22 protein-coding genes and 1 tRNA gene are annotated in these 23,262 nt (G+C 60.7%); 6 read left to right on the top strand and 17 right to left on the bottom strand.

Annotated features, from left to right (window positions below; translation table 11 throughout):
* Positions 1 to 18: 18 nt before the first annotated feature.
* The 4 genes from LAN70_16535 to LAN70_16520 all read left to right on the top strand — a co-directional run bounded on the left by LAN70_16535 (position 19) and on the right by LAN70_16520 (position 2,159).
* On the top strand, positions 19 to 309 hold the full coding sequence (locus tag LAN70_16535; protein ID MBZ5512756.1) for an AtpZ/AtpI family protein: 291 nt from the start codon (positions 19 to 21) through the stop codon (positions 307 to 309).
* Positions 310 to 472: 163 nt separating this feature from the next.
* The gene (locus tag LAN70_16530; protein MBZ5512755.1) at positions 473 to 910 is read left to right on the top strand and encodes an ATP synthase subunit I; all 438 of its coding nucleotides are present in this window, start codon (positions 473 to 475) and stop codon (positions 908 to 910) included.
* A gap of 47 nt (positions 911 to 957) precedes the next feature.
* Complete coding sequence (gene atpB / locus LAN70_16525; GenBank protein MBZ5512754.1) at positions 958 to 1,695, top strand: F0F1 ATP synthase subunit A; 738 nt, start codon at positions 958 to 960, stop codon at positions 1,693 to 1,695.
* A gap of 155 nt (positions 1,696 to 1,850) precedes the next feature.
* Entirely contained in the window at positions 1,851 to 2,159 is a 309-nt protein-coding gene (locus tag LAN70_16520) for an ATPase (GenBank protein ID MBZ5512753.1), read from the top strand.
* Positions 2,160 to 2,435: 276 nt separating this feature from the next.
* Here the strand turns inward: LAN70_16520 and LAN70_16515 are convergent, their stop codons facing one another.
* From LAN70_16515 to LAN70_16450, 14 genes are all read right to left on the bottom strand, one after another.
* Positions 2,436 to 2,819, bottom strand: coding sequence for an MltR family transcriptional regulator (locus LAN70_16515; GenBank protein ID MBZ5512752.1), 384 nt, complete (start codon positions 2,817 to 2,819; stop codon positions 2,436 to 2,438).
* A 149-nt stretch (positions 2,820 to 2,968) separates the two neighbouring features.
* Positions 2,969 to 4,399: an NADH-quinone oxidoreductase subunit N gene (locus LAN70_16510; protein ID MBZ5512751.1), complete on the bottom strand. Its 1,431-nt coding sequence runs from the start codon at positions 4,397 to 4,399 to the stop codon at positions 2,969 to 2,971.
* Positions 4,396 to 5,904 (bottom strand): NADH-quinone oxidoreductase subunit M, encoded by a 1,509-nt coding sequence (locus LAN70_16505; protein MBZ5512750.1) that lies wholly within the window; start codon positions 5,902 to 5,904, stop codon positions 4,396 to 4,398. Before LAN70_16505 ends, LAN70_16510 begins: the two co-directional genes overlap by 4 nt.
* Positions 5,901 to 8,114, bottom strand: a complete 2,214-nt coding sequence (gene nuoL, locus LAN70_16500; GenBank protein ID MBZ5512749.1) for an NADH-quinone oxidoreductase subunit L — start codon at positions 8,112 to 8,114, stop codon at positions 5,901 to 5,903. Before nuoL ends, LAN70_16505 begins: the two co-directional genes overlap by 4 nt.
* An 87-nt stretch (positions 8,115 to 8,201) precedes the next feature.
* Positions 8,202 to 8,504: an NADH-quinone oxidoreductase subunit NuoK gene (gene nuoK, locus LAN70_16495; GenBank protein MBZ5512748.1), complete on the bottom strand. Its 303-nt coding sequence runs from the start codon at positions 8,502 to 8,504 to the stop codon at positions 8,202 to 8,204.
* The gene (locus LAN70_16490; GenBank protein MBZ5512747.1) at positions 8,504 to 9,001 is read right to left on the bottom strand and encodes an NADH-quinone oxidoreductase subunit J; all 498 of its coding nucleotides are present in this window, start codon (positions 8,999 to 9,001) and stop codon (positions 8,504 to 8,506) included. Before LAN70_16490 ends, nuoK begins: the two co-directional genes overlap by 1 nt.
* 216 nt (positions 9,002 to 9,217) lie before the next feature.
* Complete coding sequence (gene nuoH, locus LAN70_16485) at positions 9,218 to 10,261, bottom strand: NADH-quinone oxidoreductase subunit NuoH (GenBank protein MBZ5512746.1); 1,044 nt, start codon at positions 10,259 to 10,261, stop codon at positions 9,218 to 9,220.
* Between the two features lie 72 nt (positions 10,262 to 10,333).
* Entirely contained in the window at positions 10,334 to 12,736 is a 2,403-nt protein-coding gene (locus LAN70_16480; GenBank protein ID MBZ5512745.1) for a molybdopterin-dependent oxidoreductase, read from the bottom strand.
* Between the two features lie 112 nt (positions 12,737 to 12,848).
* Positions 12,849 to 14,165, bottom strand: coding sequence for an NADH-quinone oxidoreductase subunit NuoF (nuoF, locus tag LAN70_16475; GenBank protein MBZ5512744.1), 1,317 nt, complete (start codon positions 14,163 to 14,165; stop codon positions 12,849 to 12,851).
* 2 nt (positions 14,166 to 14,167) lie between these two features.
* On the bottom strand, positions 14,168 to 14,680 hold the full coding sequence (locus tag LAN70_16470) for a topoisomerase DNA-binding C4 zinc finger domain-containing protein (GenBank protein MBZ5512743.1): 513 nt from the start codon (positions 14,678 to 14,680) through the stop codon (positions 14,168 to 14,170).
* A 12-nt stretch (positions 14,681 to 14,692) separates the two neighbouring features.
* A complete protein-coding gene (locus LAN70_16465) occupies positions 14,693 to 15,181 on the bottom strand; it encodes an NAD(P)H-dependent oxidoreductase subunit E (GenBank protein ID MBZ5512742.1) in 489 nt (162 codons plus the stop codon).
* A 96-nt stretch (positions 15,182 to 15,277) separates the two neighbouring features.
* The gene (gene nuoD / locus LAN70_16460) at positions 15,278 to 16,483 is read right to left on the bottom strand and encodes an NADH dehydrogenase (quinone) subunit D (protein ID MBZ5512741.1); all 1,206 of its coding nucleotides are present in this window, start codon (positions 16,481 to 16,483) and stop codon (positions 15,278 to 15,280) included.
* Positions 16,483 to 16,980, bottom strand: coding sequence for an NADH-quinone oxidoreductase subunit C (locus LAN70_16455; GenBank protein ID MBZ5512740.1), 498 nt, complete (start codon positions 16,978 to 16,980; stop codon positions 16,483 to 16,485). The genes nuoD and LAN70_16455 overlap by 1 nt, the downstream gene beginning before the upstream one ends.
* A 2-nt stretch (positions 16,981 to 16,982) precedes the next feature.
* Complete coding sequence (locus LAN70_16450) at positions 16,983 to 17,465, bottom strand: NADH-quinone oxidoreductase subunit A (protein ID MBZ5512739.1); 483 nt, start codon at positions 17,463 to 17,465, stop codon at positions 16,983 to 16,985.
* Between the two features lie 206 nt (positions 17,466 to 17,671).
* Here LAN70_16450 and LAN70_16445 point away from each other — a divergent pair, with 206 nt between their 5' ends.
* Together LAN70_16445 and LAN70_16440 are read left to right on the top strand one after the other, a co-directional pair.
* The gene (locus tag LAN70_16445; GenBank protein MBZ5512738.1) at positions 17,672 to 18,502 is read left to right on the top strand and encodes a hypothetical protein; all 831 of its coding nucleotides are present in this window, start codon (positions 17,672 to 17,674) and stop codon (positions 18,500 to 18,502) included.
* Between the two features lie 251 nt (positions 18,503 to 18,753).
* A tRNA-Gly gene (locus LAN70_16440) sits at positions 18,754 to 18,827 on the top strand.
* Between the two features lie 47 nt (positions 18,828 to 18,874).
* Here the strand turns inward: LAN70_16440 and LAN70_16435 are convergent.
* Genes LAN70_16435 through LAN70_16425 form a run of 3 tightly spaced genes read right to left on the bottom strand, consistent with a single transcriptional unit; the run spans position 18,875 to position 22,836 of the window.
* The gene (locus tag LAN70_16435; protein MBZ5512737.1) at positions 18,875 to 19,987 is read right to left on the bottom strand and encodes a site-specific integrase; all 1,113 of its coding nucleotides are present in this window, start codon (positions 19,985 to 19,987) and stop codon (positions 18,875 to 18,877) included.
* A gap of 18 nt (positions 19,988 to 20,005) precedes the next feature.
* The gene (locus LAN70_16430) at positions 20,006 to 20,992 is read right to left on the bottom strand and encodes a hypothetical protein (protein MBZ5512736.1); all 987 of its coding nucleotides are present in this window, start codon (positions 20,990 to 20,992) and stop codon (positions 20,006 to 20,008) included.
* Positions 20,980 to 22,836, bottom strand: coding sequence for a hypothetical protein (locus LAN70_16425; GenBank protein MBZ5512735.1), 1,857 nt, complete (start codon positions 22,834 to 22,836; stop codon positions 20,980 to 20,982). Before LAN70_16425 ends, LAN70_16430 begins: the two co-directional genes overlap by 13 nt.
* Positions 22,837 to 23,262 lie beyond the last annotated feature (426 nt).

The raw sequence follows: 23,262 nt of genomic DNA, 5'->3' as shown, positions 1-23,262 counted from the left end.
CTGGAAACTGGATTCGGCATGGCCAACGACAAACGACCAACGACTAACGACGACGGCACGGCCAACGACCAACGACCAGCGACTAATGACGACCGCGCGGGCAAGAGAAGTTTCTTCATTGCTGTTGCCCGCTACAGCCAGCTTGCCTTCGTGCTGCCGGCGTGCACGGTGGTCGGATGGCTGGCCGGGGTGGCGCTGGACCACTGGCTGCACACGACCTGGATTTACCTGGTGGGCCTGATCGCCGGCATCGCCGCGGGATTTGTTGAGCTGATTCGCACGGTCATGTCGTCGGAATCGAAGCAGTGAAGTCTGATTTGCTGCCATCTTCGAGGAGAAGTACGGCATAACAGGGATTTAGTAATTTGGTAAATTCGTAATTTGGTAATTTGAAAACCCAAGGCGAGATCAGCAGGCATGGCGCTCGCCGAATTTTCAAATTACCAATTTACGAACTTACGAAATTACCAAATTGTCTAACGATTCCAGCGCCGCAACTTCGGACGCGGCCGCCGAGCGGTTCTACTCCGGCGCCCTGGACCGCATTCGCCGCTTCATGGCCGCCATCGGCGTGGTCGCCACCGCGGTCGTTTCGATCTTCTTCGGCTGGAAGGTCGGCGCCGGCTTGGCGCTGGGGTGCGGGATCGCGTGGGTGAATTTTTACTGGCTGAAGCAGGCGGTGAGCGCGCTCGCCGACCGCGTCACCAGCACCGGGCGCAAGCAGTCGAGCGGCGGCGTGGTGGCGCGTTTCCTGCTGCGCTACGCTTTAATCGCGCTCGCCGGCTATGCTATATTCAGAGTTTCCCGGGACAGCCTCTACGGGCTTCTGGGCGGCCTGTTTCTGACCGTGGCGGCGATTCTCTGCGAAGCGGTATATGAAGTTGTGGTCTCGCTGCGCCGCGGTTTGTAGCCGTTTTTTTCTAGAAACTAGAAACCAGCAACTCATAACTTCTTTTCATGCCTGAACAGCTTCCGTTTACCGCGCTGCTGAACCGGATCTTCGCCGGGCCCGTGGACGCGCTCTTGCGCGCGCTTCACATTCAGCCGGAGTTTTCGCAGGCGCCGATCCCGAATACCGTCGCCATGGAAGTGCTGGTCGTGGGCTTCCTGATTCTGGTCTTCCTGCTGCTGCGGGCGCGGCTGTCGGTAGAAAATCCCGGTGGAATCCAGCACATCTTCGAAGGGCTGCACGGATTCATCACGCAGCAGAGCCGCGAGATCATCGGCCACCACAGCGAGGGCTACACGCCTTTTCTGGTTGCGCTCGGCTTGTTCATCCTGACCTGCAACCTGATCGGCCTGATTCCTGCGTTCGAATCGCCGACCGGCCTCAGTCCGACCGTGCCCCTGGGCTGTGCCATTACCGCGTTTCTCTACTATCACATTCAGGGCGTGAAGCGGCAGGGCGTGCTGCACTACGCCAAACATTTTGCCGGGCCGATGCCGGCGCTGGCGCCGCTGATGATTCCCATCGAGATCATCAGCCACCTGGCGCGCATGCTCTCGCTGACCATCCGTCTGTTCGCCAACATGTTCGCGGGCGACATGGTCACGCTGGTGTTCTTCTCCCTAGTGCCGATCGGCGTGCCGGTAATTTTCATGGGGCTGCATATCGGCGTTTCGTTCCTGCAGTCGTACATTTTCGTTCTGCTGGTGACCGTGTATCTGTCCGGCGCGGTGGCGACCGAGCACTAGTTTCTAGTTTCGAGTTTCTGGTTTCTAGTCGGCTGTCGCGGTGTGAGCACTAGAAACCAGAAACTGGTAACTAGAAACTGCCGTTGCAGCGTGAGGGCCTCTGCACGGGATGAGGTCAACCACCTCCTGGCGGCAACTGATAAGGAGAAACACGCATGCGTAAGACAATGAGCTTCGTATTCCTGATGCTGGCGATCATGTGCTTCGCCGTGCCGGTACTGGCGCAGGGTGCCGCGACCGCGCCCGGTACGAATTGGGTAGCAATCACCTCCGGCTTTGCCATGGCGATCGCGTCCGCCGTCTGCGGACTCGGCCAGGCGAAGGCCACCGCGGCTTCCGCCGAGGCGCTGGCCCGCAACCCTGCCGCCCGTCCGGGCATTCAGCTCGCGCTGATTCTGGGCCTGGCGCTGATCGAGTCACTGGCGCTGTACACGCTGGTGATCATCTTTGCCAAGGTGAAATAACCGCTTTCGATACCAGATTTCGCCCCTGTTCGGAACTCCCGGACAGGGGCGATGCTTTTGGAGCAATTAGCAATTAGCGATTAGCAATTTGCTATTAGCGTACCGAGTAACGCGCTGGCGGATGCGATGGTCCGCTTCAGCCTGCGGGCGTGGCACGCGCCGTGGGCGGCAGCCGGATGGGCGGTAGCGCAAGCGTTGCTGTTCGGGGTGCTAGCGACGCTGGTCTTCTCGCGGCGGGATATTGCGGTTGCGATTGAGTAGCGAACGCCTGCGTTGTTACGTGGTGGTGACCTGCTTCAGTCCGAGCGTCGTCAGCAGCAGCCTATCGGCCAGAAACACGACTGAGAGGTTGAATTGATTCCTGGCCCGCATCGTTAACTGGTGTTCTGTCAAGCTATTGGCCGAATCGTCCGCCTCACCGTGGAGGAGTATCCGCCACTGACGCAGTGCGGAACAAAGTTGACGGACCTGCGGTTCGCTGAACGCTAGACCCAGATGACTGTGTGCGAACTGATTCCGGATTTTTCCAATTGTGCCGAGATCTTGATGATGATACTTGCTGATCAATCCAAGGCAGTACGCTAAGTCAGCCCGCATAGCGAAAGTACCCAAAGCGCCATTCGGCGACAGTATCTTGTCGGTGATGCTGGATGTGACCAAGCGCCGCTTGAGCAAGCTCGCTAGAGCAGTGTCAAGAAACGCCGCCCCGATGATTACACAAGACACATCTGGCCCGCTGTTCACGATATCGAACAGCTTTCGCGTGTCCTCTGACAGCTGCTCGACAGGTATAACTCGGCGCACTGTATTTACCGCACCAAGTCCCTTGCGCCCTGCAGCGCGTAGTTGAGCACGCGCCCGGGCAGCACGCCGAGGTAGATGGTCACCACGACGGCGGCGGTGAGCGAGACGCCGAGCGCAAATGGCATGGGGACCATGGGCGCGTCTTCCTTGGGCTCGCGCATGTACATGACAACGATCACGCGCAGGTAGTAGTAGGAGGCGATGGCGCTGTTGACGACGCCGATGATGGTGAGGCCGACGAGGTCGGCTTGCAGCGCCGCGCTGAACACGTAGAACTTGGCGAAGAAGCCGCCGGTGATGGGGATTCCAATCAGCGACAGCAGGAACACGGTGAGCACGGCGGCCAGTCCGGGCGCGCGGCGGCCCAGCCCGGAGTAGTCGTCCACGTTGACGTAGCGCTCGTTGTGGCTGGCGAAGTGCGCGATCACGATGAATGCGCCCGCGTTCATCACGGCGTAGGAGGCGGCGTAGAAGATCGCCGCGGAAATGCCGATGTTCTTGGCGGCGGCGAAGGCACACAGCAGGTATCCGGCGTGCGCGATTGAGGAGTAAGCGAGCATGCGCTTGAGGTTGGTCTGCACCAGCGCGCCGAGGTTGCCTATCGTCATGGAGAGCGCGGCCGAGCACCACACGATCCAGAACCATCCCGGGGCGGCGGCGGCGAACAGGATGCGCAGCAGCACGGCGAAGGCGGCGGCTTTCGGCGCGGTGGACATGAGCGCGACCACCGGAGCGGGCGCGCCTTCGTAGACGTCGGGCGTCCAGACATGGAACGGCGCCGAGGCCACCTTGAATCCCAGGCCGATGAACATCAGGGCTACACCGGCATAGGCGAGCGTGGACGTGCCGGCGCGCAGCGAGGCGGCGATCGGGTAGATGCTGGTGGAGCCGGTGGCGCCGAACATGAGCGCAACGCCGTAGAGGAAAAATGCGGTCGCGAACGAACCCAACAGGAAGTACTTGAGCGAGGATTCGGCGCTGGCGGCGGAGTGGCGGCGGAAGCCGGCGAGTATGTACGTGGAGATCGAGGAAATTTCCAGCGCGATGAAGATCAGCACCAACTCGATGGCCGACGACATCAGCATCATGCCGACCGCGCCGAGCAGGATCAGCCCGTAGTATTCGCCCAGCCGGATGCCCTGCACCGCCAGGTACTCGAACGACGCGAGAATGACGGTCGCAACGACGAATCCGACGATCAGGTGAAAGAAGATGCTGAAGCTGTCCACCTGCACCATGCCGAACCACGCCTGGCCCGGAGAAGTGGATTGGTAAAGCGTGGCGGCGATGGCGAGCAGGGAACCGATGAGCGCCAGAACGCCTATTCCCTTGCGGTCATTGTGCTCGGGGAGGAGCGGGTCAATCAGCATGACGAGCATGCCAAAGACAGTAAGCACCAACTCGGGCAGGATGCGGATGTAGTCGGAGGCGCTCATCGTCCCACCACCTGGCTGGTGAACTGCGCGGCGGTGGCGAGCACATTGCGGACGGCGGGTTCTACGGCATTGATCCAGATCAGCGGCGCCACACCCATGACCAGCGCCGCCAGCGCCAGCGGCCACAGCGCGATGCGCTCGCGCAGGTCGAGGTCGGGCAGCTTGAGATTGACGTCGTGGCTCACCTTGCCGAAGAAAACGCGCTGGTACATCCACAGCATGTAGCACGCGCTCCAGATCACGCCGGAGGCGGCGAGGATGCCCCAAAGCGGATGCGCCAGGAAAGCGCCGCTCAGCACCAGGAACTCGCCGACGAATCCGTTGAGCAATGGCAGCCCGATGGATGCCAGCGTAATGATCAGAAAGAAAGTCGCGTAGATCGGCATGGGCGTGGCCAGGCCGCCGAATTCGGTGATCTCGTATGTGTGGCGGCGCTCGTGGAGGATGCCGGCCAGCATGAACAGCGCGCCGGTGGAGACGCCGTGCGCCAGCATGACGAACACCGCGCCCACCTGTCCCGCCTGCGTGAAGCTGAAAATGCCGAGCACTACAAAGCCGAGGTGGCTGACCGAGGAATACGCCACCAGCTTCTTCAGGTTCGGCTGCACCATCGCGACCAGTGCGCCGTAGATGATGCCGATGATGGCCAACACGGCAATCCAGGGCGCGTTGTGGCGGGCCTCTTCGGGGAACAGCCCGACATTGAAGCGCAGCAGGCCGTAGGTGCCCATCTTCAGCAGGACGCCGGCCAGCAGCACCGAACCCGCGGTCGGCGCTTCGACGTGCGCGTCGGGCAGCCAGGTGTGCAGCGGGAACAGCGGCACCTTAACGGCGAAGGCGACAAAGAACCCGAGGAAGAGCCAGCGCGCCGCGTCGGCGGCTTCCGTGGCATGTGCTCGCAGCCACTGCTGGGTATCGACGAAGTCAAACGAGCCAACGTGCGCGTAGAGCCACAGGATGGCGGCCAGCATGAAGACCGAAGCGATCATGGTAAACAGGAAAAACTTGACGGCGGCGTAGACGCGGCGTTCGTGGCCGAAAACGCCGATCAGCAGCGCCATGGGGATCAAGCTGGCTTCCCAGAAGAAGTAGAAGAGGAAGAGATCGAGCGAGACAAAGACGCCGATCAGCGCCGTTTCCAGAACCAGCAGGAGAATGAAAAATTCTTTGACCCGGTCGTGCACCGACTTCCACGAGATCAGCACGCAGAGCGGCGTGAGGAACGTGGTCAGCAGCACCAGCCACATCGAGATGCCATCAATCCCGAGGTGGTAGTGGATGTTCGGCGTCGAGATCCACTGCACGTTCTGTTCGAACTGGAATCCGCCGTGGCCGCGCGCGAAGTACACCGGCAGGTGAAGCGAGAGCACGAAGGTCACCAGGGAAGTGGAGAGCGCGAAGACGCGGATGTCGTGGTCGCGGCGTGGGAACACCAGCAGCAGCAGCGCCCCGGCGAGCGGAACGAAGGTGACGATGGTGAGAATGCCGGTGTTCAGCGTGCTCATTTCACACCCAGCCAAACCATGTACGCGACCACGGCGGCGCCGCCCAGCGCCACCCAACCGGCGTAGGAGCGAATGTTGCCCGACTGCATGCGGCGCACGCTGTTGGAGACGTCGCGCGCCGCCTCGGCAGATTCGTTGAAGGTGCCGTCGATGGCGCCGGCGTCAATCACCCGCCACAGGATGTTGCGCGAGCCTTCGATAATCGGCCGCACCAACAGCCAGTCATAAATTTCGTCCACGTAATACTTGTGTTCCAGCGCGGTATAGACGCCCTGGAAGCGCTGGCGCAATTTCTCCGGCAATTCGCGGCGCCTGTAGTACATCAACCAGGCAAGCGCGATGCCGAGCAGCGCCGCGCCGGTGGCGGCCATCGTGAGGGTGATCTCCGAGGGCGCATGGCCCGCCACAGGGCCGGCGGCAGCGGATTCGGGCGCGGTGGCGTGCGCTTCAAAAACAGGCGCGAGGAAGTGCTCGAAATGATTGCTCCCGCCGAGCGCTTGCGGCCATCCGATCCAGCCGCCGGCGAAGGAGAGCACCGCCAGCACGACCAGCGGAATCAGCATCACGCGCGGGCTCTCGTGGATGCGACCTTTATGTGCGTCCTGGCCGGCACGCTCCTGGTCTGCATATCGAACGCTGATGGAAGCCTTGTTCTCGGTGATGGCGCGGATCTCCGCCTCGAAGTACATCATCTTGGCGGCTGGAACCTGCGCCCGGATCGACTTGCCATCACCCTGCGGAGTGGCGGCGAGGACGTGCGCTCCCCGCTCCTGCAATTCCTTCAACACGGCGGCGACATGGGGTTCGGGCACGATCAAATCGATGTCCGCGAGCCCGGGGTCGTGCCGGGCCGCCGGCGGAGCGCTATTCCCGCCGCGGGTTTCGCCGAAGAAAGTCAGGAACCACAGCCGGAACATGTAGAACGCGGTCAGGAAGGCGGAGAAGACGCCGACCGCCCAGAATCCCCACCAGCCGCCATGGTTTGTCCAGGAGCGGTAGAGGATTTCGTCCTTGGAGAAGAAGCCGGAGAGCGGGAAGATGCCGGCGATGGCGAAGGTGGCGACCGTCATCGTCCAGAAAGTTCCGGGGATGTGACGCCGCAGGCCGCCCATCTTGCGCATGTCCTGCTCGCCGCCCAGCGCGTGGATGACGGAACCGGCGGCGAGGAAGAGCAGCGCCTTGAAGAACGCGTGCGTCAACAGGTGGAACATGCCCGCCGAATACGCCGCCACGCCGCAGGCCAGCACCATGTAGCCGAGCTGCGAGATGGTGGAATAGGCGAGCACGCGCTTGATGTCGTGCTGCACGCATCCGATAGTGGCGGAGTACAGCGCAGTGGCGCAGCCGATGATGGCAACCGCGGTGAGCGCGATGGGTGCGCGGTCGAAGATGGCGTGCGAGCGCGCGATCATGTAAACGCCCGCGGTCACCATGGTCGCCGCGTGGATGAGTGCGGAGACCGGCGTGGGGCCTTCCATCGCGTCCGGCAGCCAAACATACAGCGGTAGCTGCGCGCTCTTGCCGCAGGCGCCGACCAGCAGCAGCAGCCCGATGGTGGTCAGCAGGCCGGCGGTCGCTTCCGAGGGCAGCCCGGAAACTTTTTCGAAGACGCTGGTAAAGTCGAGCGTGCCGAAATTCTTGATCAGCAGGAACAGAGCGATCAGGAACCCGAAGTCGCCGATGCGATTGACGATGAATGCTTTCTTGCCCGCAGCGGCGGCCGAATCGCGCAGGAAGAAGAAGCCGATCAGCAGGTACGACGCCAGGCCCACGCCTTCCCATCCCACGAACATCAGCAGGTAGTTGTTCGCCAGCACCAGCGTGAGCATGAAGAACATGAACAGGTTCATGTAGGCGAAGAAGCGGTAGTAGCCGCCTTCGTGCGCCATGTAGCCGACGGAATAAACGTGGATGAGGAAGCCGACGCCGGTGACGATGAGCGCCATCAGCAGGGAAAGCTGATCGAGGTAGAGGCCGTAGTTGATAACGAAATCGCCGGCGCTCAGCCACGGACCGTAATTTTCGATGTGCGGGATGGCGCCGGCCGGGAGTTGCGCGAATTGCAGCGCCGCCTTCCACGCCCACAGCATGGCCGCGCCGGGGAACGCCAGCCCGATCGCCGACACCACGTTCTTCGAAAAGCGCCGCCCGAACAGGCCGTTGATAATTGCGCCGGCCATCGGCAGCAGCGGAATTAACCAGAGGTTCATTTGAGTTCTGAGTTGCGAGTTCCGAGTCGCGAGCAAGTCATGTGCTCGCAAGACCGAAAACCGATAACCGACAACCGAAAACCCTTCTTACAATTTCAGCAAATTCACCCGGTCCACGTTCAGCGTCTCGCGGGTGCGGAAAACGGAAATGATGATGGCCAGTCCGACGGCGGCTTCCGCGGCCGCGACCACCATGACGAAAAACACGAACACCTGTCCGTTGAGCTGGCGCCAGTGGGCGGCGAAGGCGACAAACGCCAGGTTCACGCCGTTCAGCATCAGCTCAATGCACATGAAAATGGTGATGATGTTGCGCTTGATCAGAAAGCCGGCGACGCCGCAGGCGAACAGCACCGCGCTGAGCAACAGGTAGTAGGCGAGCGGGACCATCAGCGCTCCCTCCTCGCCAGCACCACGGCGCCCATGATGGCGATCAGGATGAGCACCGAGGTGATTTCAAAGGGCAACAGGAAATCGCGGAAGAGCAAGCGGCCGATCTCCGGCGGGGTGCCGGGCAGCGCTCCGGCGGAAACCGAGCCCGATGCCGGGTTCTGCCGGATCAGCACCCATGCGATGAGTCCCATCAGCACCAGCATTCCGGGCACGCCGAAGATAAGCGCAATGCGGCTTCCGGGGCTGCGTTCCTCCTCGCCGGCATTGAGCAGCATGATGACAAAAACGAACAGCACCATGATCGCGCCCGCGTAAATGATCACCTGCACCACGGCGACGAACTCGGCGCCCAGCAGCATGTACTCGACCGCCAGCGAGCCCATTACCACGATCAGCGACAGCGCGCTGCTGATGGGGTGCCGCTGCGCCAGCAGGTTGATGGCGCCCGCCACACAGATGGCGCCGAAAAACGCGAAGATTGCGAAGTGAAGCATGTTTGAGTACCGAGTACTGAGTACCGAGAACTGGTTTCAAAAATACATTTTCGCCTCAGGAAAAATGTCCCTCAGGGGCTAAAGCCCGCCATTCTTGCGGCCTCGAGCGGCACGGCTGAAGCCGTGCCCTTCCCAGAAAACCGATTCTTGAAACCAGTGCTAGTGCCGAGTTGTACCGAACAATCAGTCATAAGAACCGAACAGCCAGTACCAACGTCACGAGCGCAACGCCACCACGAGACTGGTGATCACCACGTTGGCGACCGACAGCGGCAGCAGGACTTTCCAACTGAACCCCATCAACTGGTCATAGCGAAAGCGCGGCAACGTTCCGCGCACCCAGATATAAACAAACAGGAAGAACACGACGCGCAGGAAAAACCACAACACCGGCAGCAGCGCGCGCAACAGGGGTGGACCGAAGACCGGCCCGCCCCAACCCCCAAGGAACAGCACGCTCGCCAGGCAGGCGACCGTCACCATGTTGGCGTACTCGGACATGAAAAACATGGCGAACTTCATGGAGCTGTACTCGGTGTGATAGCCGGCCACCAGTTCGGTCTCCGCTTCCGGCAGATCGAAGGGGATGCGATTGGTTTCGGCGTACGCGGCGCACAGGTAAATGAAGAAGGCCACGATCTGTCCACCGCCGAAAATATTCCAGTGCCAGAATCCGCCGGACTGGTGTTCCACGATGCTGCGCAGGCTGAAGGTCCCGGAGAGGATGAGCACGCCCACCAGCGACAGCCCAAGCGCAACCTCGTAGCTGACCATCTGCGCGCTGGCACGCAGCGAACCCAGCAGGGAGTACTTGCTGTTGGACGACCACCCCGCCAGCGCCACGCCGTACACCCCCATCGAAGTGATGCCGAGGATGATGAGCAGCGCGACGTTGACGTCGGTGATCTGCAGCGGAATGCGCGCGCCGTTCAGCGTGATCCAGCCGCCGATGGGGATGACCGCAATCGAAGTCAGTGCCAGGGCCAGCGAAAGGATCGGCGCCAGCAGGTATAACGTCTTGTGAACATAAGGAGGTGTGAGGTCTTCCTTAAAGAACAACTTTAAGCCGTCGGCGATCGGTTGCAGCAGCCCGAACGGGCCCACGCGCGAGGGTCCCCAACGGTTCTGGATGTGGCCCACCAGCTTGCGTTCCAGCCACACAGTGTAGGCCACCACAGTCAAAAGCAGGCCCATCGCGATCGCGACCTTGATCACGGAGATCAGGAGAAACGTTCCGAGGCTGAGATTGCCAGATGGCATAGAAGCTTTTAGCTCTTAGCTCTTAGCTTTTAGCTACAGAAAACCGAGAACCGACCACCGAAAACCTAAAACCTACACCGCCACTTCCTGATCCTGTTCATCCTCCGGCAGCTTGCGTTCGTTTTCGACCACCGCATTCAGCGTTTTCGAATATCGTCCCAGCGTTCCCGAGGTGAACAGCGTGTCCTCGGAGGGCACGATCAACTCGGGATGGCTCGGCAGACTGCTCGCCGGCACGATGCGGGTGTGCTCATCGTTTCCCGCGACCAGGTTCAGGCGCGAGACGTCGTAGCCGGGGACGAGGCGCTGAATTTCGTCGAGCATGGCCAGCGGGTCAAACGGGCTCATTTTCGGCTCCAGCCCGTGACGCTCCAGCCAGACGGCGTGGCGGTCGGCCTCGCCGGATTGAGCGCCGCGTGATTGTCCCATGTCGGCGCGCAGCGGGCGCCCGAACGGCACCAACTGCCGGATGTCGTAGCCAATCTTGCCGGCGATGCGCACGATGATTTCGAAATCCGACTTGGCGCCCTCGACCTCGCCGGCCTTGCGCAACATCTGCAGATCGCCGCAGGTGTTGGTAAACGTCCCCGATTTTTCGTAGGCGCAGGCTGCCGGCAGAACCACGTCGGCCGGCAACGCGGTCTCGGTCAGGAACATGTCCTGCACCACCACGAACGGCTTGGACAGGACGAAGGCGTCAATTCCGTAACGCGCCACCGGGTTGGAGCCGACGATGTACAGCGCCTTGATGCGTCCGTCGCTGGCGGCTTCGAACATCTGGCGCAAGTTAAGCCCGGGCTGGTTCGGCGCCGACGCGTACCACTCTTCCTTCGTTGCCGCGTTCGCGACCGGCACGTACCCGGGCAACAGGTCGGGATACAGGCCCATGTCGGCGGCGCCGCGCGAGTTGGCGTAGTCGCCCAGGCAGATGAACTTCGCCTGGGGCAGCGCGCGCACCAGTTCAGCGATGCCGCCGGCCCGCAATTCCGAGCCGAAGGCCACCACCAGTTGCTGCTCGCCGCGAAGTTTGTCGCGCAGTTGCGCCAAAATCTCGGCCGAGGTCTCGCCGGCGGCCAAGCCCGAAGGCGCGGCCTCGTTACCGGCGAGGAAATGCGCGAACGCGCTCTCGCCGTTGTCTTCGGAAATCTGCGCGAAGATCGCCGCCTGGCGGCGCAGCTTGATAGGAGCGGCATTCACCACGTACAAGCGCGCGCGGTGCAGGCGAACATTGTTGCGAATCTGCCATGCCAGCAGGGGATGCTGGTCGGTGGGGTTGTTGCCGATCACCAGGATGGCCGGCGCCGAGAAGACGTCGCGCATGCTGGCGGTGCAATCTTCCACCCCGCCGCGCACAAAATCGGCGCGCGTCTGGGACCCCGGTTGTCCGGCTAGCGCGCTCACGAACCCGGGGAAATCGGCGGTGCGTTGGTGGTCAATGTTGTTGGTGCCCAGCACGGTGCGCGCGAATTTCTGCAGCAGATAGTTTTCTTCGTTGGTGGTGCGATTGGAGCCGATCACGCCGAATGCCTGGCCGCCGTCGGCGTCCTTGATCTGCTTGAATCGTTCGCCAATCAGGTCGATGGCTTCTTCCCAGGTTGCGGGCTGGAGCTTGCCCTCGCGGCGGATCATGGGTTGCTTGAGGCGGCGCGGGTCGTCAGCAAAATCGAAGGCGTAGCGTCCCTTGACGCACAGGAAATCGCCGTTAATGCCGCTCTTGTCGCGGTTGTCGCCGCGCACGATGTCCATGCCGGTGTCGGCGCGCCGCACCCCCAGCGTGGTCTTGCAGCCGTCGCCGCAGTGGGCGCACATGGTGCCGACGTGGTGCATCTCCCAGGGGCGCGTCTTGTAGCGGTAGGCCCCGCTGGTGAGCGCGCCCACGGGGCAGATGTCAATGCACATACCGCACTCTTCGCACCACAGGTAATCTTGCTTGTTGGGGGCGATTACCTGCGCGGAGCCACGGTTCTGGATGCCCAGCGCCCACACGTCCATACCTTCGCCGCAGACGCGCACGCAGCGGTAGCACATGATGCAGCGCGGCCGGTCAAAGTAGACCACCGGCGACCACTGCTGCTCGTCGCGATGGTTCTTGATGTCAATCAGCTTGGACTCGGCGGCGCCGTAGGTGAACGTCATGTCCTGCAACTCGCACTCACCGCCGGCATCGCATACCGGGCAGTCCAGCGGGTGATTGCCGAGCACCATCTCCAGCATCGCCTTGCGCGCCTGCCGCACCTCGTCGTTGTCGCTGCTGACCGTCATGCCCTCGCTGATCACCGTGGTACACGCGGTCTGCAGCTTCGGCATCTTCTCGATCCGCACCAGGCACATGCGGCACGCGCCCTGCAGCGACAGCCCCGGGTAGTAACAGAACGAGGGGACCTCGATGCCGGCGGACTTGCAGGCCTCGATCAGCAGCGTCCCCGCCGGGGCCGTGATCTTCTTGCCGTCAACCGTGATGTTTACGTCTGCCATGATTTGTAATTTGCAATTTGTAATTTGCAATTTGCTTTGCAACCCAGCGCCGCAACGACCACATCCACAGCGGCCCCAATTGCAAATTACCAATTACAAATTACCAATCCCGCTACGCCAGCACCGGAAGTTGCTGCACGCTCGCCGCCTCGTACGGACACGGCCTTCCTTCCAAATGCGCTTCGAACTCCTCGCGGAATTTCTTCACGATGGAAATGATCGGCATGGCCGCCGCGTCGCCCAGCGGGCAGAAGGTGCGGCCAAGCATGTTTTCCGCCAGGTACTGAATGTTGTCGATGTCCTTCTTGACGCCGCCGCCGGCGTGAAAGCGGTTCAGGGTTTTCTTCAGCCAGTCGGTCCCCTCGCGGCACGGGATGCACCAGCCGCAGCTCTCGTGCTGGTAGAACATCATGATGCGCTGCGCGTACTTGACCATGCAGGTCTGGTCATCGAGCACGACCACGCCGCCGGAGCCGAGCATGGAACCGGCCTTCATGAGCTGGTCGAAATCCATGCCGACATCAATCTCGGCGGCCGTGAGCACCGGGGTGGACGATCCGCCGGGCGTGACCGCCTTCACCTTGCGGCCCTTCCAAATGCCGCCGCCTACATCGTCAATCATCTTGCGCAGGTTGTAGCCGAGCGGAAGCTCGTACACGCCGGGTTTGTTGATGTGCCCGCTGAGGCAGAACAGGCGCGTGCCGCCGTTCTTGGGCGTGCCCAGGTCGGCGAATCGTTGACCGCCGCCATGAATGATGTGCGGCACGCAGGCCAGCGTCTCGACATTATTAATGATGGTTGGCCCGCCCCAGAGTCCCACCACCGCCGGGAACGGCGGGCGGATGCGCGGAACCCCGCGTTTGCCTTCCAAGGATTCCATCAGCGCCGATTCTTCGCCGACCTCGTACGCGCCGGCGCCGGTGTGCCAGTAGACGTCGAAATCCACGCCGCTGCCGAAAATGTTCTTGCCGAGACAGCCACGCGCGTAGGCGTCGGCTATGGCCTTGCGCATGATGTCGACCAGGTAGCGGTATTCGCCGCGGATGTAGATAAACCCGACCTTCGCCCGAATCGAGAGGCCCGCAATCACCACGCCTTCGATGACCGCGTGCGGATCGTGCTCCAGGATCAGACGGTCCTTGCAGGTGCCGGGCTCGCTTTCGTCGCCGTTGCAGAGGACGTACTTGGGTTTCGGCGAATCCTTGGGCACGAACGACCATTTCAAGCCGGCGGGAAATCCGGCGCCGCCGCGCCCGCGCAGGTTCGACGCCTTGACCTCGTTGATGATCCCGTCCGCACCCAGCGCGAGCGCCTTCTGCAGCGCCTTGTAGCCGTCGAGCTCGATGTAGCGGTCAATGTCGGCCGCACCCTTCCCGAAGCGCCGCGAGACGACACGAACCTCATCGGGATGTGATACCAAGTCAGCCATTCTTAAGCTTCGCCCTTGTACCACCGCTGATAAAGTGCCATTGCATCCGGACTCATTCCCGCCGTATAGCTGCATTTCGGAAACCGCTTGCAGCCCCAGAAGGGACCGTACTTGCCTGACTTCGCTTTCATGGTGCTGCCGTGGTCCGGACACTCAGGAGCTAACTTGTTGACCTGCTCCAAGAGCTCTTCCATCCTCTGCTGCTTGTGTTCTGCTTGCTCGACTTTTCGTACCTCAGCGTCGGTGTCGATGGCTGGCTTTCCAGACGCCGCGCTCTTGTACTCAGCCTCGGAAATCTGCTGTTCCGAAACCTTGCGAACCTTTCGTCCACCACGAGGACTAAAATCTTTTTTTTCATGAAGCTCAACCCGAACGAACCCGTCGCCCTTGCGAGCGACAACCCATTCGGTCGTGTACTCGTTCTGAAATCCGCTGGATTCCTCGCGTTCATCGCGGCCAACGACAACGATGTCGGATAAGCCCCAGTTCAAATACTCCGGGAGGAACTCTGACATGCGTACCTACCTTCAGATGGCCTCGTCACTTGCAGCCTTGTAGCGTGCCAGGACCTCGTCCACCTTCTCCGGCGTCAGCTTTTCATGAAAGTCGTAGTTCACCTGCATGGCCGGCGCCCAACTGCAAGCGCCGATGCACTCCACCTCTTCGAACGAGAACATTCCATCCGCCGTGGTGCCCTTGTGAGGAATGCCGAGGCGCTGCTTGACGTGCGCGCTGATCTCGTCGGACCCGCGCAGCATGCAGCAGATATTGCGGCACACCTGCACGTTGTACCGGCCGCGCGGCTTGGTGGTCAGCATCGAGTAGTAGCTGATCACGTTGCGGATCTCGAGCTCGCTCAGGTCAACCTTTTGCGCAATGTATGAGATCGCCTCGTCGGACAAGAACCCGAGCTCATCTTGCGTGTACAGCAACATCGGGACGAGGAAAGAGCGGCGGGTCGGATAGTCCTTCATCTTCTCGGTGAAGAACGAGTCGAGTTGTTCGGAGACCACCATTGTTCGTGCCGTCCCTACGGGACTCTGTCGTTTTCTTCACGCTTACCCAGGGCTTCCGCCCTGGGCTAACGAATGCCGCCCGCTTCGCGGGCTGAATCAGCGATCAACGTCGCCGAGCACAATATCAATGCTTCCGATCGCCGCGACCACGTCCGCGATCAAGCGGCCTTCGCACATTTTCGGCAGCGTCTGCAAATTCGCGAATGAGGGCGCGCGCACGTGCACGCGATACGGCTTCGGAGTGCCGTCGCTGACGATGTAGAAACCCAGCTCGCCGCGCGGCGATTCCGTCGCCACGTACACCTCGCCCGGAGGAACCGTGAAGCCCTCGGTGATGATCTTGAAGTGGTAGATCAGGGCTTCCATCTGCGTCTTCATCTTCTCGCGGTCGGGCAGCACTACCTTGGGCGCATCGGCCTTGATCGGCCCCTCGGGCACGCCCGCCAGGCACTGCTGGATGATTCCGGTGGACTCGCGCATCTCCTGCACGCGGCAGATGTAGCGCGCGAACACGTCGCCAACGCTGGACACCGGGACCTTGAATTGGAATTTCTCGTATCCGGAGTAGGGAGCGTCGCGGCGCAGGTCAATGTCCACGCCGCTGGCGCGCAGCGTCGGGCCGCTGGCGCCGAGCGCGATCGCGTCCTCGGCGGTCATGTGCGCGATGCCCTTGGTCCGCCCTACCCAGATGGGATTGCCGGTCAACAAGTCTTCGTACTCATCCACTTTGGAAGGGAAGCGATCGGCAAAATGCTTCACCCGGTCGAAGAAGCCGATGGGCGGCTCCAGGCTGAGCCCGCCCACGCGGAAGTAAGAATCGAACATGCGCTGCCCGGCCAGCGCCTCGAACAGCCGCAGGATGTCTTCGCGCTCGCGGAAGCAATACAGCATCATGGAGAGCGCGCCGATATCCATGGCGTGCGTGCCCAGCCAAACCAGGTGCGAGTTCAGGCGGGTCAGCTCGTTCATCAGCACGCGGATCCACTGCGCGCGCGGCGGCGCCTCGATGCCCAGCAACTTCTCCACCGCGAGCACGAACCCGAGCTCATTGCTGAACGGCGCCAGGTAATCCATGCGGTCGGCCAGCGGCACGCATTGCTGGTAGAACTTGGCTTCGTAGGTTTTCTCGATGCCGGTATGCAGGTAGCCGATATCGGGCATCATGCGGACCACGTTCTCGCCATCGATCTCGAGGATGAGGCGCAGCACGCCATGGGTGGACGGGTGCTGCGGGCCCATGTTCAGGACCATGGTCCGGTCGCTGGTTTCCTCCAGCGAGGCGATGTGCGGAAGGTGGCCCATCAGCGGTAGCCCTCGACGGGATAGTCCTTGCGCAGCGGGTGGCCTTCCCAGTTTTCCGGCATCAGGATGCGCCGCAGGTAGGGGTGGCCCTCGAAGCGGATGCCAAACAGGTCGAAAACCTCGCGCTCGAAGTAATTTGCCGCCGGCCAAACCGAGGTGATCGAGGGCAACGACGGGTCGTCGCCGCCCAATTTGACCTTCAGGCGCACCCGGGATTTTTTGGGGATCGAAAACAGGTGATAGACGACTTCGAAGCGCGGATCCGACGGATACCAGTCCACGCAGGTGACATCGGAAAGGAAATTGAACTGCAGCCCGGGATCGTCGCGCAGGATGGCACAGGCTTCGCGAATGGCGTCGCGCCGGACGTAGATGCTGAGTTCGCCGCGGTCGAACTTGGCTCCTTCCACGGCGTCCGCGCGCCAGGCCAGCATCCGCGCCAACTCCGGCCGGTCCTGCAGTTGGCTCACGTCAGTGATGGCGGGCGTCGGCGGCATGTTCAGGGCCTGCTCCCCTCCACCGGCCCGGAGAAGACCGGCGTGGCGTCAGGCGCTGCCGCCGGTTCGGCCATCACGGCCGAAGTCCGCCCAGCCCTCGCGCCGATGCGCTCTGTGCCCGACCAGTCGAGCACGCCCTTGTTCCACACGTAGAAAAGCCCCACCAGCACGATGCCGATGTACACCAGCATCTCCCAGAAGCCGAACATCTTCAGCTCCCGCAGCAGCACCGCCCAGGGATAGAGGAAGACGGCTTCCACGTCGAACAGGATGAACAGCATCGCGACCAGGTAGAACTTCACCGAGAAACGTTCGCGGGCGTCGCCCACCGGGGTCATGCCGCATTCATAGGGCGACATCTTGGCGCGATTGTAACGATGTTTGCCGACGAAGGTGGAGAGGATCACCATCGCGCCCGCCAGCGCCAAAGCGGCTCCTAGCTGAATCAAGAGCGGCAAGTAGCGGGCAAAGTAGTTGTCCGGCATAAGGGGAGCTGTATATAATTCGCGCCCAAGCGCGGAATAAACCATCGAATATAGATTTCGTTGCTGTGCAGTGTCAAGCACGCTCGGCAGGGCCGTGGGAAGCGGGTTTGCAGCCATTGCGAGCGGGTTCAGTGCGGCGTTCCATCCATGCCGCAAGGCCGAAAATCAGCGGCAGTTCAGCGCCAGGAATCTCCTAAGGTACGTGCGTGATCTTCGGCTTCAATACCGACGTCAGGTTCGCTGACACCGTGTACCACGTGCAGAGCGAAGCTCGACAGCACGAACTCGTGCTGCAGACCCTGGTATTCGTGAAAGGCCGATGTATCGGCAAACGCACCGCCTCCTACGCGGAACAAACCAAGCAGCCCGGCTTTTCCGAAGAGCACATGCACGAGATGCTCAAGGATCAGCACAAGCACTTCGTGGCCGCCGTCCGCGAAGGCAGAATCGAAGCCGAACTCGGGGAGCGCTCCGAGCATGCGCAGGCGGAAGCGCCACCGCCCGCAGCCGCGGCGCACATCGCCGAATTCGCCATACCGGCTGTGGCGGCCGCTGACACCGCCTCTCAACCGGAGGAGCCCGATACCGTGGTGATCGAACCGGAGATGATGCCGGCGGCGGTTGCTGCCGCACCTGACACGGCCCCGGTGGACGATCTCGCCGCCCAGTTTGCCGCCGCCGTAGCCAGCAAGCCGGTGGATCCCGGATTGAGCTTGATCCCTGCCGGCACATTGATGGGAAAAGGCCTCTCGCTGGAATGTCGGCCGCCGGCGGCCGGCGCCGACGCGAGTGCGCTCACCATCGGCGTGGAGATTGGCGATGAAGACGGTCCCGCCGCCGGCGCCCAGATAAGCTGCCGCATCACCTCCGGCAAAACCCACGCTAACTACCTCTATGCGACCACCAACGCCGATGGAGTTGCCGACGTACAGCTCGCCCTCAAGGATCTGGACCTCAGCGCTACCGCGCTGCTCATACAGGCCAGCCACCGCGGCAAGTCCGCCAGCCGCAAGTACAAGCTGCAAACTTCGTCGTAGGAGCAGGACGGCCGCCTGAGCGCTTGGGTGCGAGACCACCTTTTGCTACACTACGGACTGTGCCGCAAGGCGCCCCACATCTGCCCAAAGTTGGCCAATAGGGGAGTTTCGTACTGCAGGCGCGGGCGGGGTTGGTATATCGGTCGTGCCCAGGTTGAGCCGCTTTGCGGGCGTGTGAGCCCGCAGGCGAAATCCCGAGCGAGGCCCGCAGGGCCGACGAGAGACCTCTGAAGCGGACGCCTTTTTGACGAGCGGGGTTGGTATATCGGTCGTGCCCAGGCTTCCCAAGCCTGTGAAACGGGTTCAACTCCCGTACCCCGCTCCAAGTTTTCAATCAGTTACAGACGCGGTTTGGACTGCCACAGTCCACGTTCACTGAATCACCATCCTGACCACCTTGCTGTGCGCACTCCGGAGTGAATCCGGGATGGCGTCTCCATAAATGTTCATGGTGGTGCGGATGTCGGAGTGCCGCATGAGGTTCTGCTGCACCGTCATCGGCGCCCCGGTTTCATCCAGCCATGAGCGGTACGTGTGTCTCATCGTATGCCAGCCGATCGCACCCAGGCCGGCGCTCTTGCTGGCTTCCTTGAGCGCCTGGTAGAGCTTGCTGTAGGCGTACGGCTGGCGGCCGTTGCGATATGGTGATGCCCACACCCAATCCTCGGGACCGGCAAAAGCAGTTGCGCGGTACCAGGTGAGCATTAGCTCGGCGAGTTGTGGGTCCATCGGCAACGGTTTGCGTGAGCGGCTGGTTTTCACCTCGCCTACGCGCTGGCGTACCGCGCCGCGGCGAATGTGGACCTTGAGGTTTTTCCAATCGAAGTCCGACCACTTCAGCGCGATGAGCTCAGAGAAACGGAGTCCGAGGCACATAACGAACAGCAGCATCGTGCGAAGTGGTTCGTCGGAAATCTTCGACAGCAATTCATGAAACTCATCGACGGTCAGAATCTGCGGTTCTTTCTGGCGAATGGTACAGCCGCGGATTTTAACCAGTTCCATAGGATTCCGTTCGATCTTGAGATATCCCCAGAACTGTGCGGCCTCGATGAGTATTCGGAGAACGCCTTGGATGTTGGCCTGGGTTTTGGGCGCGAGCCCGAGGCTCTTCAGCCACGCTTCTACCGGGGCGGGGCGAAGGTCAGAAATCAGCGCGTCTCCCCACTGAGGTAAAATGCGAGCCTTCAGAAGGCGCTTGTAGTCACTTGCGGTTGAGAAATGCGGCGGTAGCTTTTCCGCGATGTAGCGTTCAGCGATCGCCGTGACCGTGATACCCTCTGGCTCCGCCGGCTGATTGATCCTCTCCCGCATGCGCACTGCGGCACGGCAGAGTGAGGCTTGCTCTCTGGCGCTGTATTGCTCCTGTGTACCGATCCGAAAAGCGCGGCGCCGCCCATCGGCGTCGCGCCACCGGAGGTACCAGGTGCGGGTTCGTTTATCAAAAGTCACGGAACCTGCTTGATTGGTTTCTCGCGTTGCCATCAGTTTCTTTCCTCCGATTCAGCAACGCGCGGGTGGCCGTTGCACTTTAATCGAGAAATACAGTTGATTCCCGATGTAATCAATGAGCCGGGCAAGCTCTTTGAAATCATTCTGCCATTGCTCCGACCTGTCCTTGACCGCGACGCCATGGATCAACTTGTTCATCCGAACCGAAGCGGAACGGATGATGGTCTCAATCAGGCCAAAGGACCGTTTCCTGATGTCAGCGTCACTTTCCTTCGGCACATCTGACGAAAATGTTAGCGCTCCCCGAATGTCATTCAGACATTGTGCCGAGCGCCGCGGACGGAATGCCTCACCGTCGATTACCGGCTGAATCACTGCGTAAGCAGAGGCATCTCCCTGCCAGAGGTAAAGACCGGTCGCGATGCGGTAACACCACTCGGTGGCATCACCGCCGTCGTTCGGAAGATCGTTTCTGGACAGAATTGTATTCAGAAGATCAATTACTTCGCTCTTGCAGCGGCCAGACAACGGGTTCACCACCGCGTACAACGCGCTGCCCAAGACGCCTGTGCTTCTCTCAGATCTCGCTAGATCACGCAGGATCGACCAGAGCGAGGCGAGATCGGCGTCATGAAGAGGCAGCAACCGCGTGACGACCTGAAATCGCACGGCGGGTACAGGATCGTTCAATGCACGACGAGCGTTTTCGAGGATTTCCGGATTGAGACATTTCTTGTTTGCGAGCAGACACCCTATGCCAGCCGCCGCCTCAATTCGCTGAAGGGGTGCCCCCCACGACGGCGCGCGATCAAATTGGGCATCGTATTCAGGATGGTGTTCTGGCACTGGACTATTTAAGCCAGAAAACAAGATCGATTTCACCGTCTCCCCAAGAGACGTGGAACAATCGAGATCCTTCCATTTCGCCACGACTGCACACGCAGCAATCCAGTGTGCTTCGGCAGAATTTCTCACTTCTACGTGCACGCCTGGATCGTTCGCGGAGAGCGCGTTACTGACGAATGTCAGTCCAGGCATAATACTTTCCACATCGCCGCTTTTGGGGATGCTGTTGGTGAATCTTGATGCAAAACTCCAGAGCTTATCTCCCGCTTCGCGCAGCGTCGCGTTGGGTTCAGCATCATCTGGCACACCGTGCTCCCGCATCCGATCCACGTCCGAATACTGAAAAGCCTGGGCACCACGCGAGACGAAGGGGGGCGATTTTCCGGCGCACCTCCGGCGCGAGCCAGTTCATCCCTTCTCGCGATCGATTCCGGAAGCATCAAGAGCTCTTTCGGAATGCAGCCGAGCAGCCGGTCACGATAGTGCGCTTTCGCCTCAGCAACCTCACCGATCGCATCATCGGAGAGATGGTGAATCGCCGCTTCAACTTCTCGCCGGTGATTCTGGTCCAGTGCCTCGAAGCCGATGCTGAGCAGATCGCCGATTGCGGAAGAAAGATCGTAAGAGAGCAAAGCAGATTCGCTGACCAGCAACGGATACACTACTTTCGTCATGCCAGCACCGGACGCCATTGCTACCGTGAGAATCTTGCGCGGCACATATGCGTATTTGGCGTCGTCCAACAACCGCAGAACCGCTTCGTCCGCGTCCGAAGCGGTTTCTGGCGACCTTGCAAGCTCTTCGAGCTTGCGAAAGTACGTATCCGCTATATTCAGCACATCGTCACGAACGGTTGAACCATCCCAGATTGCCGAATAGTCCACAAGAACCGTGTGTTCCTGTTCCCCGATTTGATAAGTGATGACCTGCTCAGCATTACGCGGCTCGTGCTTGCGCGGGATATAGTCATTCACGGCCGCAAGCACGATCTCAGTGCACCGATCAAAGTTCTTTTCCAGATAACGAGGGAATACCTGGGCGAGCTGCCAGTACGTCTGGTGGTAGTCCTGCCGCCTATTGGCAGTGAGGGCCATAATGCGGCTTTCGCTCATCGACGTTTGCTGTTCGGATTCCTCTTCGTAACTGAAGAACGCGATGTAGATGTCTGCGACAAGCTGGGGATCGATATCAAAAAGAAGCGAGACCTTACGTGAAATCCAGTGCCCCTGTTCCGCTCCTTTGTTGCGGATCTCTTCGGGTGCAATGAGTTTTCGTACGGCTCGGGCCGACTCCTCACGATTTACCCAAAACAGGTCCATGACATTGCTGATAGCCCGACCAACAAGCCAACCGTCGCGAGGTTCCATTTCGAGGAAGCGGTCTAGTAATAGAACTGCAGCGTGGCTGAGAGCGAGCGTGCCTGCGAGCGAGTTCGTCTTTGCCTCATTCATCCTCTCTACGATGTGGTCTACCAGCGATTGGCAGACCGCGACGACGCGCAGAGAGCACTTCGACAAAGCAAGCCGGTGGCAAAAGTGGGACCACAAGCTGAGAGTCGAAGTGGGTACGCCGGCAAGCACGGCACCTACAACGTGAACAATCCACTGTTCCGCCAAATCAACTTCTTTCGCATTGGCTGATTTCAGAGCCTCAATCAACGGCAACAAATCTTGCTCGTTCTCGGCCAGCTCAGGAATGACCGCAGGACCAATGATCTTCGCGATGGCGGGAACCTTCTCATGAGCAGAAAGACTCCGCAACAGACGCCAGAATGCGTCCCGATTCTTCAACCACGCTTCTTTGAAGAGCAAATCAATGCTGGGGCGAAGGAACAGTGACAGATCCCGCTCCGACGCCAGGGACGTCAGAAAGCGGTCGAAGTCTGCGGCGAGAAGGAGACGAGACGCCGCATAGTCGAACAGCAAGTGATGCGAGAAACCAATGATGTAGCGACCGTGAAGATTTGCAATTTGTTCGACAAGCACATCGTCTGAGCAAAGCGACGAGAATTCCTTGGTTGCGGCTGCATCACGCAACTGAAGTTTGGAAACGGTGAGACGTCGCTCCAGAACCAGGGCCGAAGCACATCGACCAAAACCAACTCCCGTGCTGTGCCTTCGCTAGCTGACTTCACCACTCGATGCAGCCAGTATTGGCTGAGTAGCCCGACCTGCGTCTCGATCGCGGTGAGCTCCGAATTGCTCAGATCGCTCGAAAGCATTTCCGCCACCAGACGGAGGTTGAACGGAATCTCCAACAGCTCTTGAAGCGCAGGTGTCGCGGACTCGAACACCGGGTCCAATTCCGGCGCTTGCGTGCGGATATCCTTCAACTCCAATGGGCTGAAACGCGGTACTTAGATGTGTCGGAAATCGAAGAAGGAAGAAGAATCTTGAAAATACTCCGGTGCGGCGTCACCGATTGGTCTCCTTTGGCGACAATACGTCCCGAACCGCGGCAGG

The sequence above is a fragment of the Terriglobia bacterium genome (genome assembly GCA_020072845.1).
GTDB lineage: Bacteria > Acidobacteriota > Terriglobia > Terriglobales > Acidobacteriaceae > JAIQGF01.
The sequence above is the reverse complement of the archived record's forward strand: the minus strand, read 5'-3'. Positions and strand labels throughout refer to the sequence as shown.

What these genes read in the sequence shown, in the direction of transcription:
- LAN70_16535 (MBZ5512756.1), top strand. Translation starts at nt 19, where the DNA reads ATGGCCAACGACAAACGACCAACGACTAACGACGACGGCACGGCCAAC.
- atpB (MBZ5512754.1), top strand. Translation starts at nt 958, where the DNA reads ATGCCTGAACAGCTTCCGTTTACCGCGCTGCTGAACCGGATCTTCGCC.
- LAN70_16520 (MBZ5512753.1), top strand. Translation starts at nt 1,851, where the DNA reads ATGCGTAAGACAATGAGCTTCGTATTCCTGATGCTGGCGATCATGTGC.
- LAN70_16510 (MBZ5512751.1), bottom strand. Translation starts at nt 4,399, where the DNA reads ATGAGCGCCTCCGACTACATCCGCATCCTGCCCGAGTTGGTGCTTACT.
- LAN70_16505 (MBZ5512750.1), bottom strand. Translation starts at nt 5,904, where the DNA reads ATGAGCACGCTGAACACCGGCATTCTCACCATCGTCACCTTCGTTCCG.
- nuoL (MBZ5512749.1), bottom strand. Translation starts at nt 8,114, where the DNA reads ATGAACCTCTGGTTAATTCCGCTGCTGCCGATGGCCGGCGCAATTATC.
- nuoK (MBZ5512748.1), bottom strand. Translation starts at nt 8,504, where the DNA reads ATGGTCCCGCTCGCCTACTACCTGTTGCTCAGCGCGGTGCTGTTCGCC.
- LAN70_16490 (MBZ5512747.1), bottom strand. Translation starts at nt 9,001, where the DNA reads ATGCTTCACTTCGCAATCTTCGCGTTTTTCGGCGCCATCTGTGTGGCG.
- nuoH (MBZ5512746.1), bottom strand. Translation starts at nt 10,261, where the DNA reads ATGCCATCTGGCAATCTCAGCCTCGGAACGTTTCTCCTGATCTCCGTG.
- LAN70_16480 (MBZ5512745.1), bottom strand. Translation starts at nt 12,736, where the DNA reads ATGGCAGACGTAAACATCACGGTTGACGGCAAGAAGATCACGGCCCCG.
- nuoF (MBZ5512744.1), bottom strand. Translation starts at nt 14,165, where the DNA reads ATGGCTGACTTGGTATCACATCCCGATGAGGTTCGTGTCGTCTCGCGG.
- LAN70_16470 (MBZ5512743.1), bottom strand. Translation starts at nt 14,680, where the DNA reads ATGTCAGAGTTCCTCCCGGAGTATTTGAACTGGGGCTTATCCGACATC.
- LAN70_16465 (MBZ5512742.1), bottom strand. Translation starts at nt 15,181, where the DNA reads ATGGTGGTCTCCGAACAACTCGACTCGTTCTTCACCGAGAAGATGAAG.
- nuoD (MBZ5512741.1), bottom strand. Translation starts at nt 16,483, where the DNA reads ATGGGCCACCTTCCGCACATCGCCTCGCTGGAGGAAACCAGCGACCGG.
- LAN70_16455 (MBZ5512740.1), bottom strand. Translation starts at nt 16,980, where the DNA reads ATGCCGCCGACGCCCGCCATCACTGACGTGAGCCAACTGCAGGACCGG.
- LAN70_16450 (MBZ5512739.1), bottom strand. Translation starts at nt 17,465, where the DNA reads ATGCCGGACAACTACTTTGCCCGCTACTTGCCGCTCTTGATTCAGCTA.
- LAN70_16435 (MBZ5512737.1), bottom strand. Translation starts at nt 19,987, where the DNA reads ATGGCAACGCGAGAAACCAATCAAGCAGGTTCCGTGACTTTTGATAAA.
- LAN70_16430 (MBZ5512736.1), bottom strand. Translation starts at nt 20,992, where the DNA reads ATGCCTGGACTGACATTCGTCAGTAACGCGCTCTCCGCGAACGATCCA.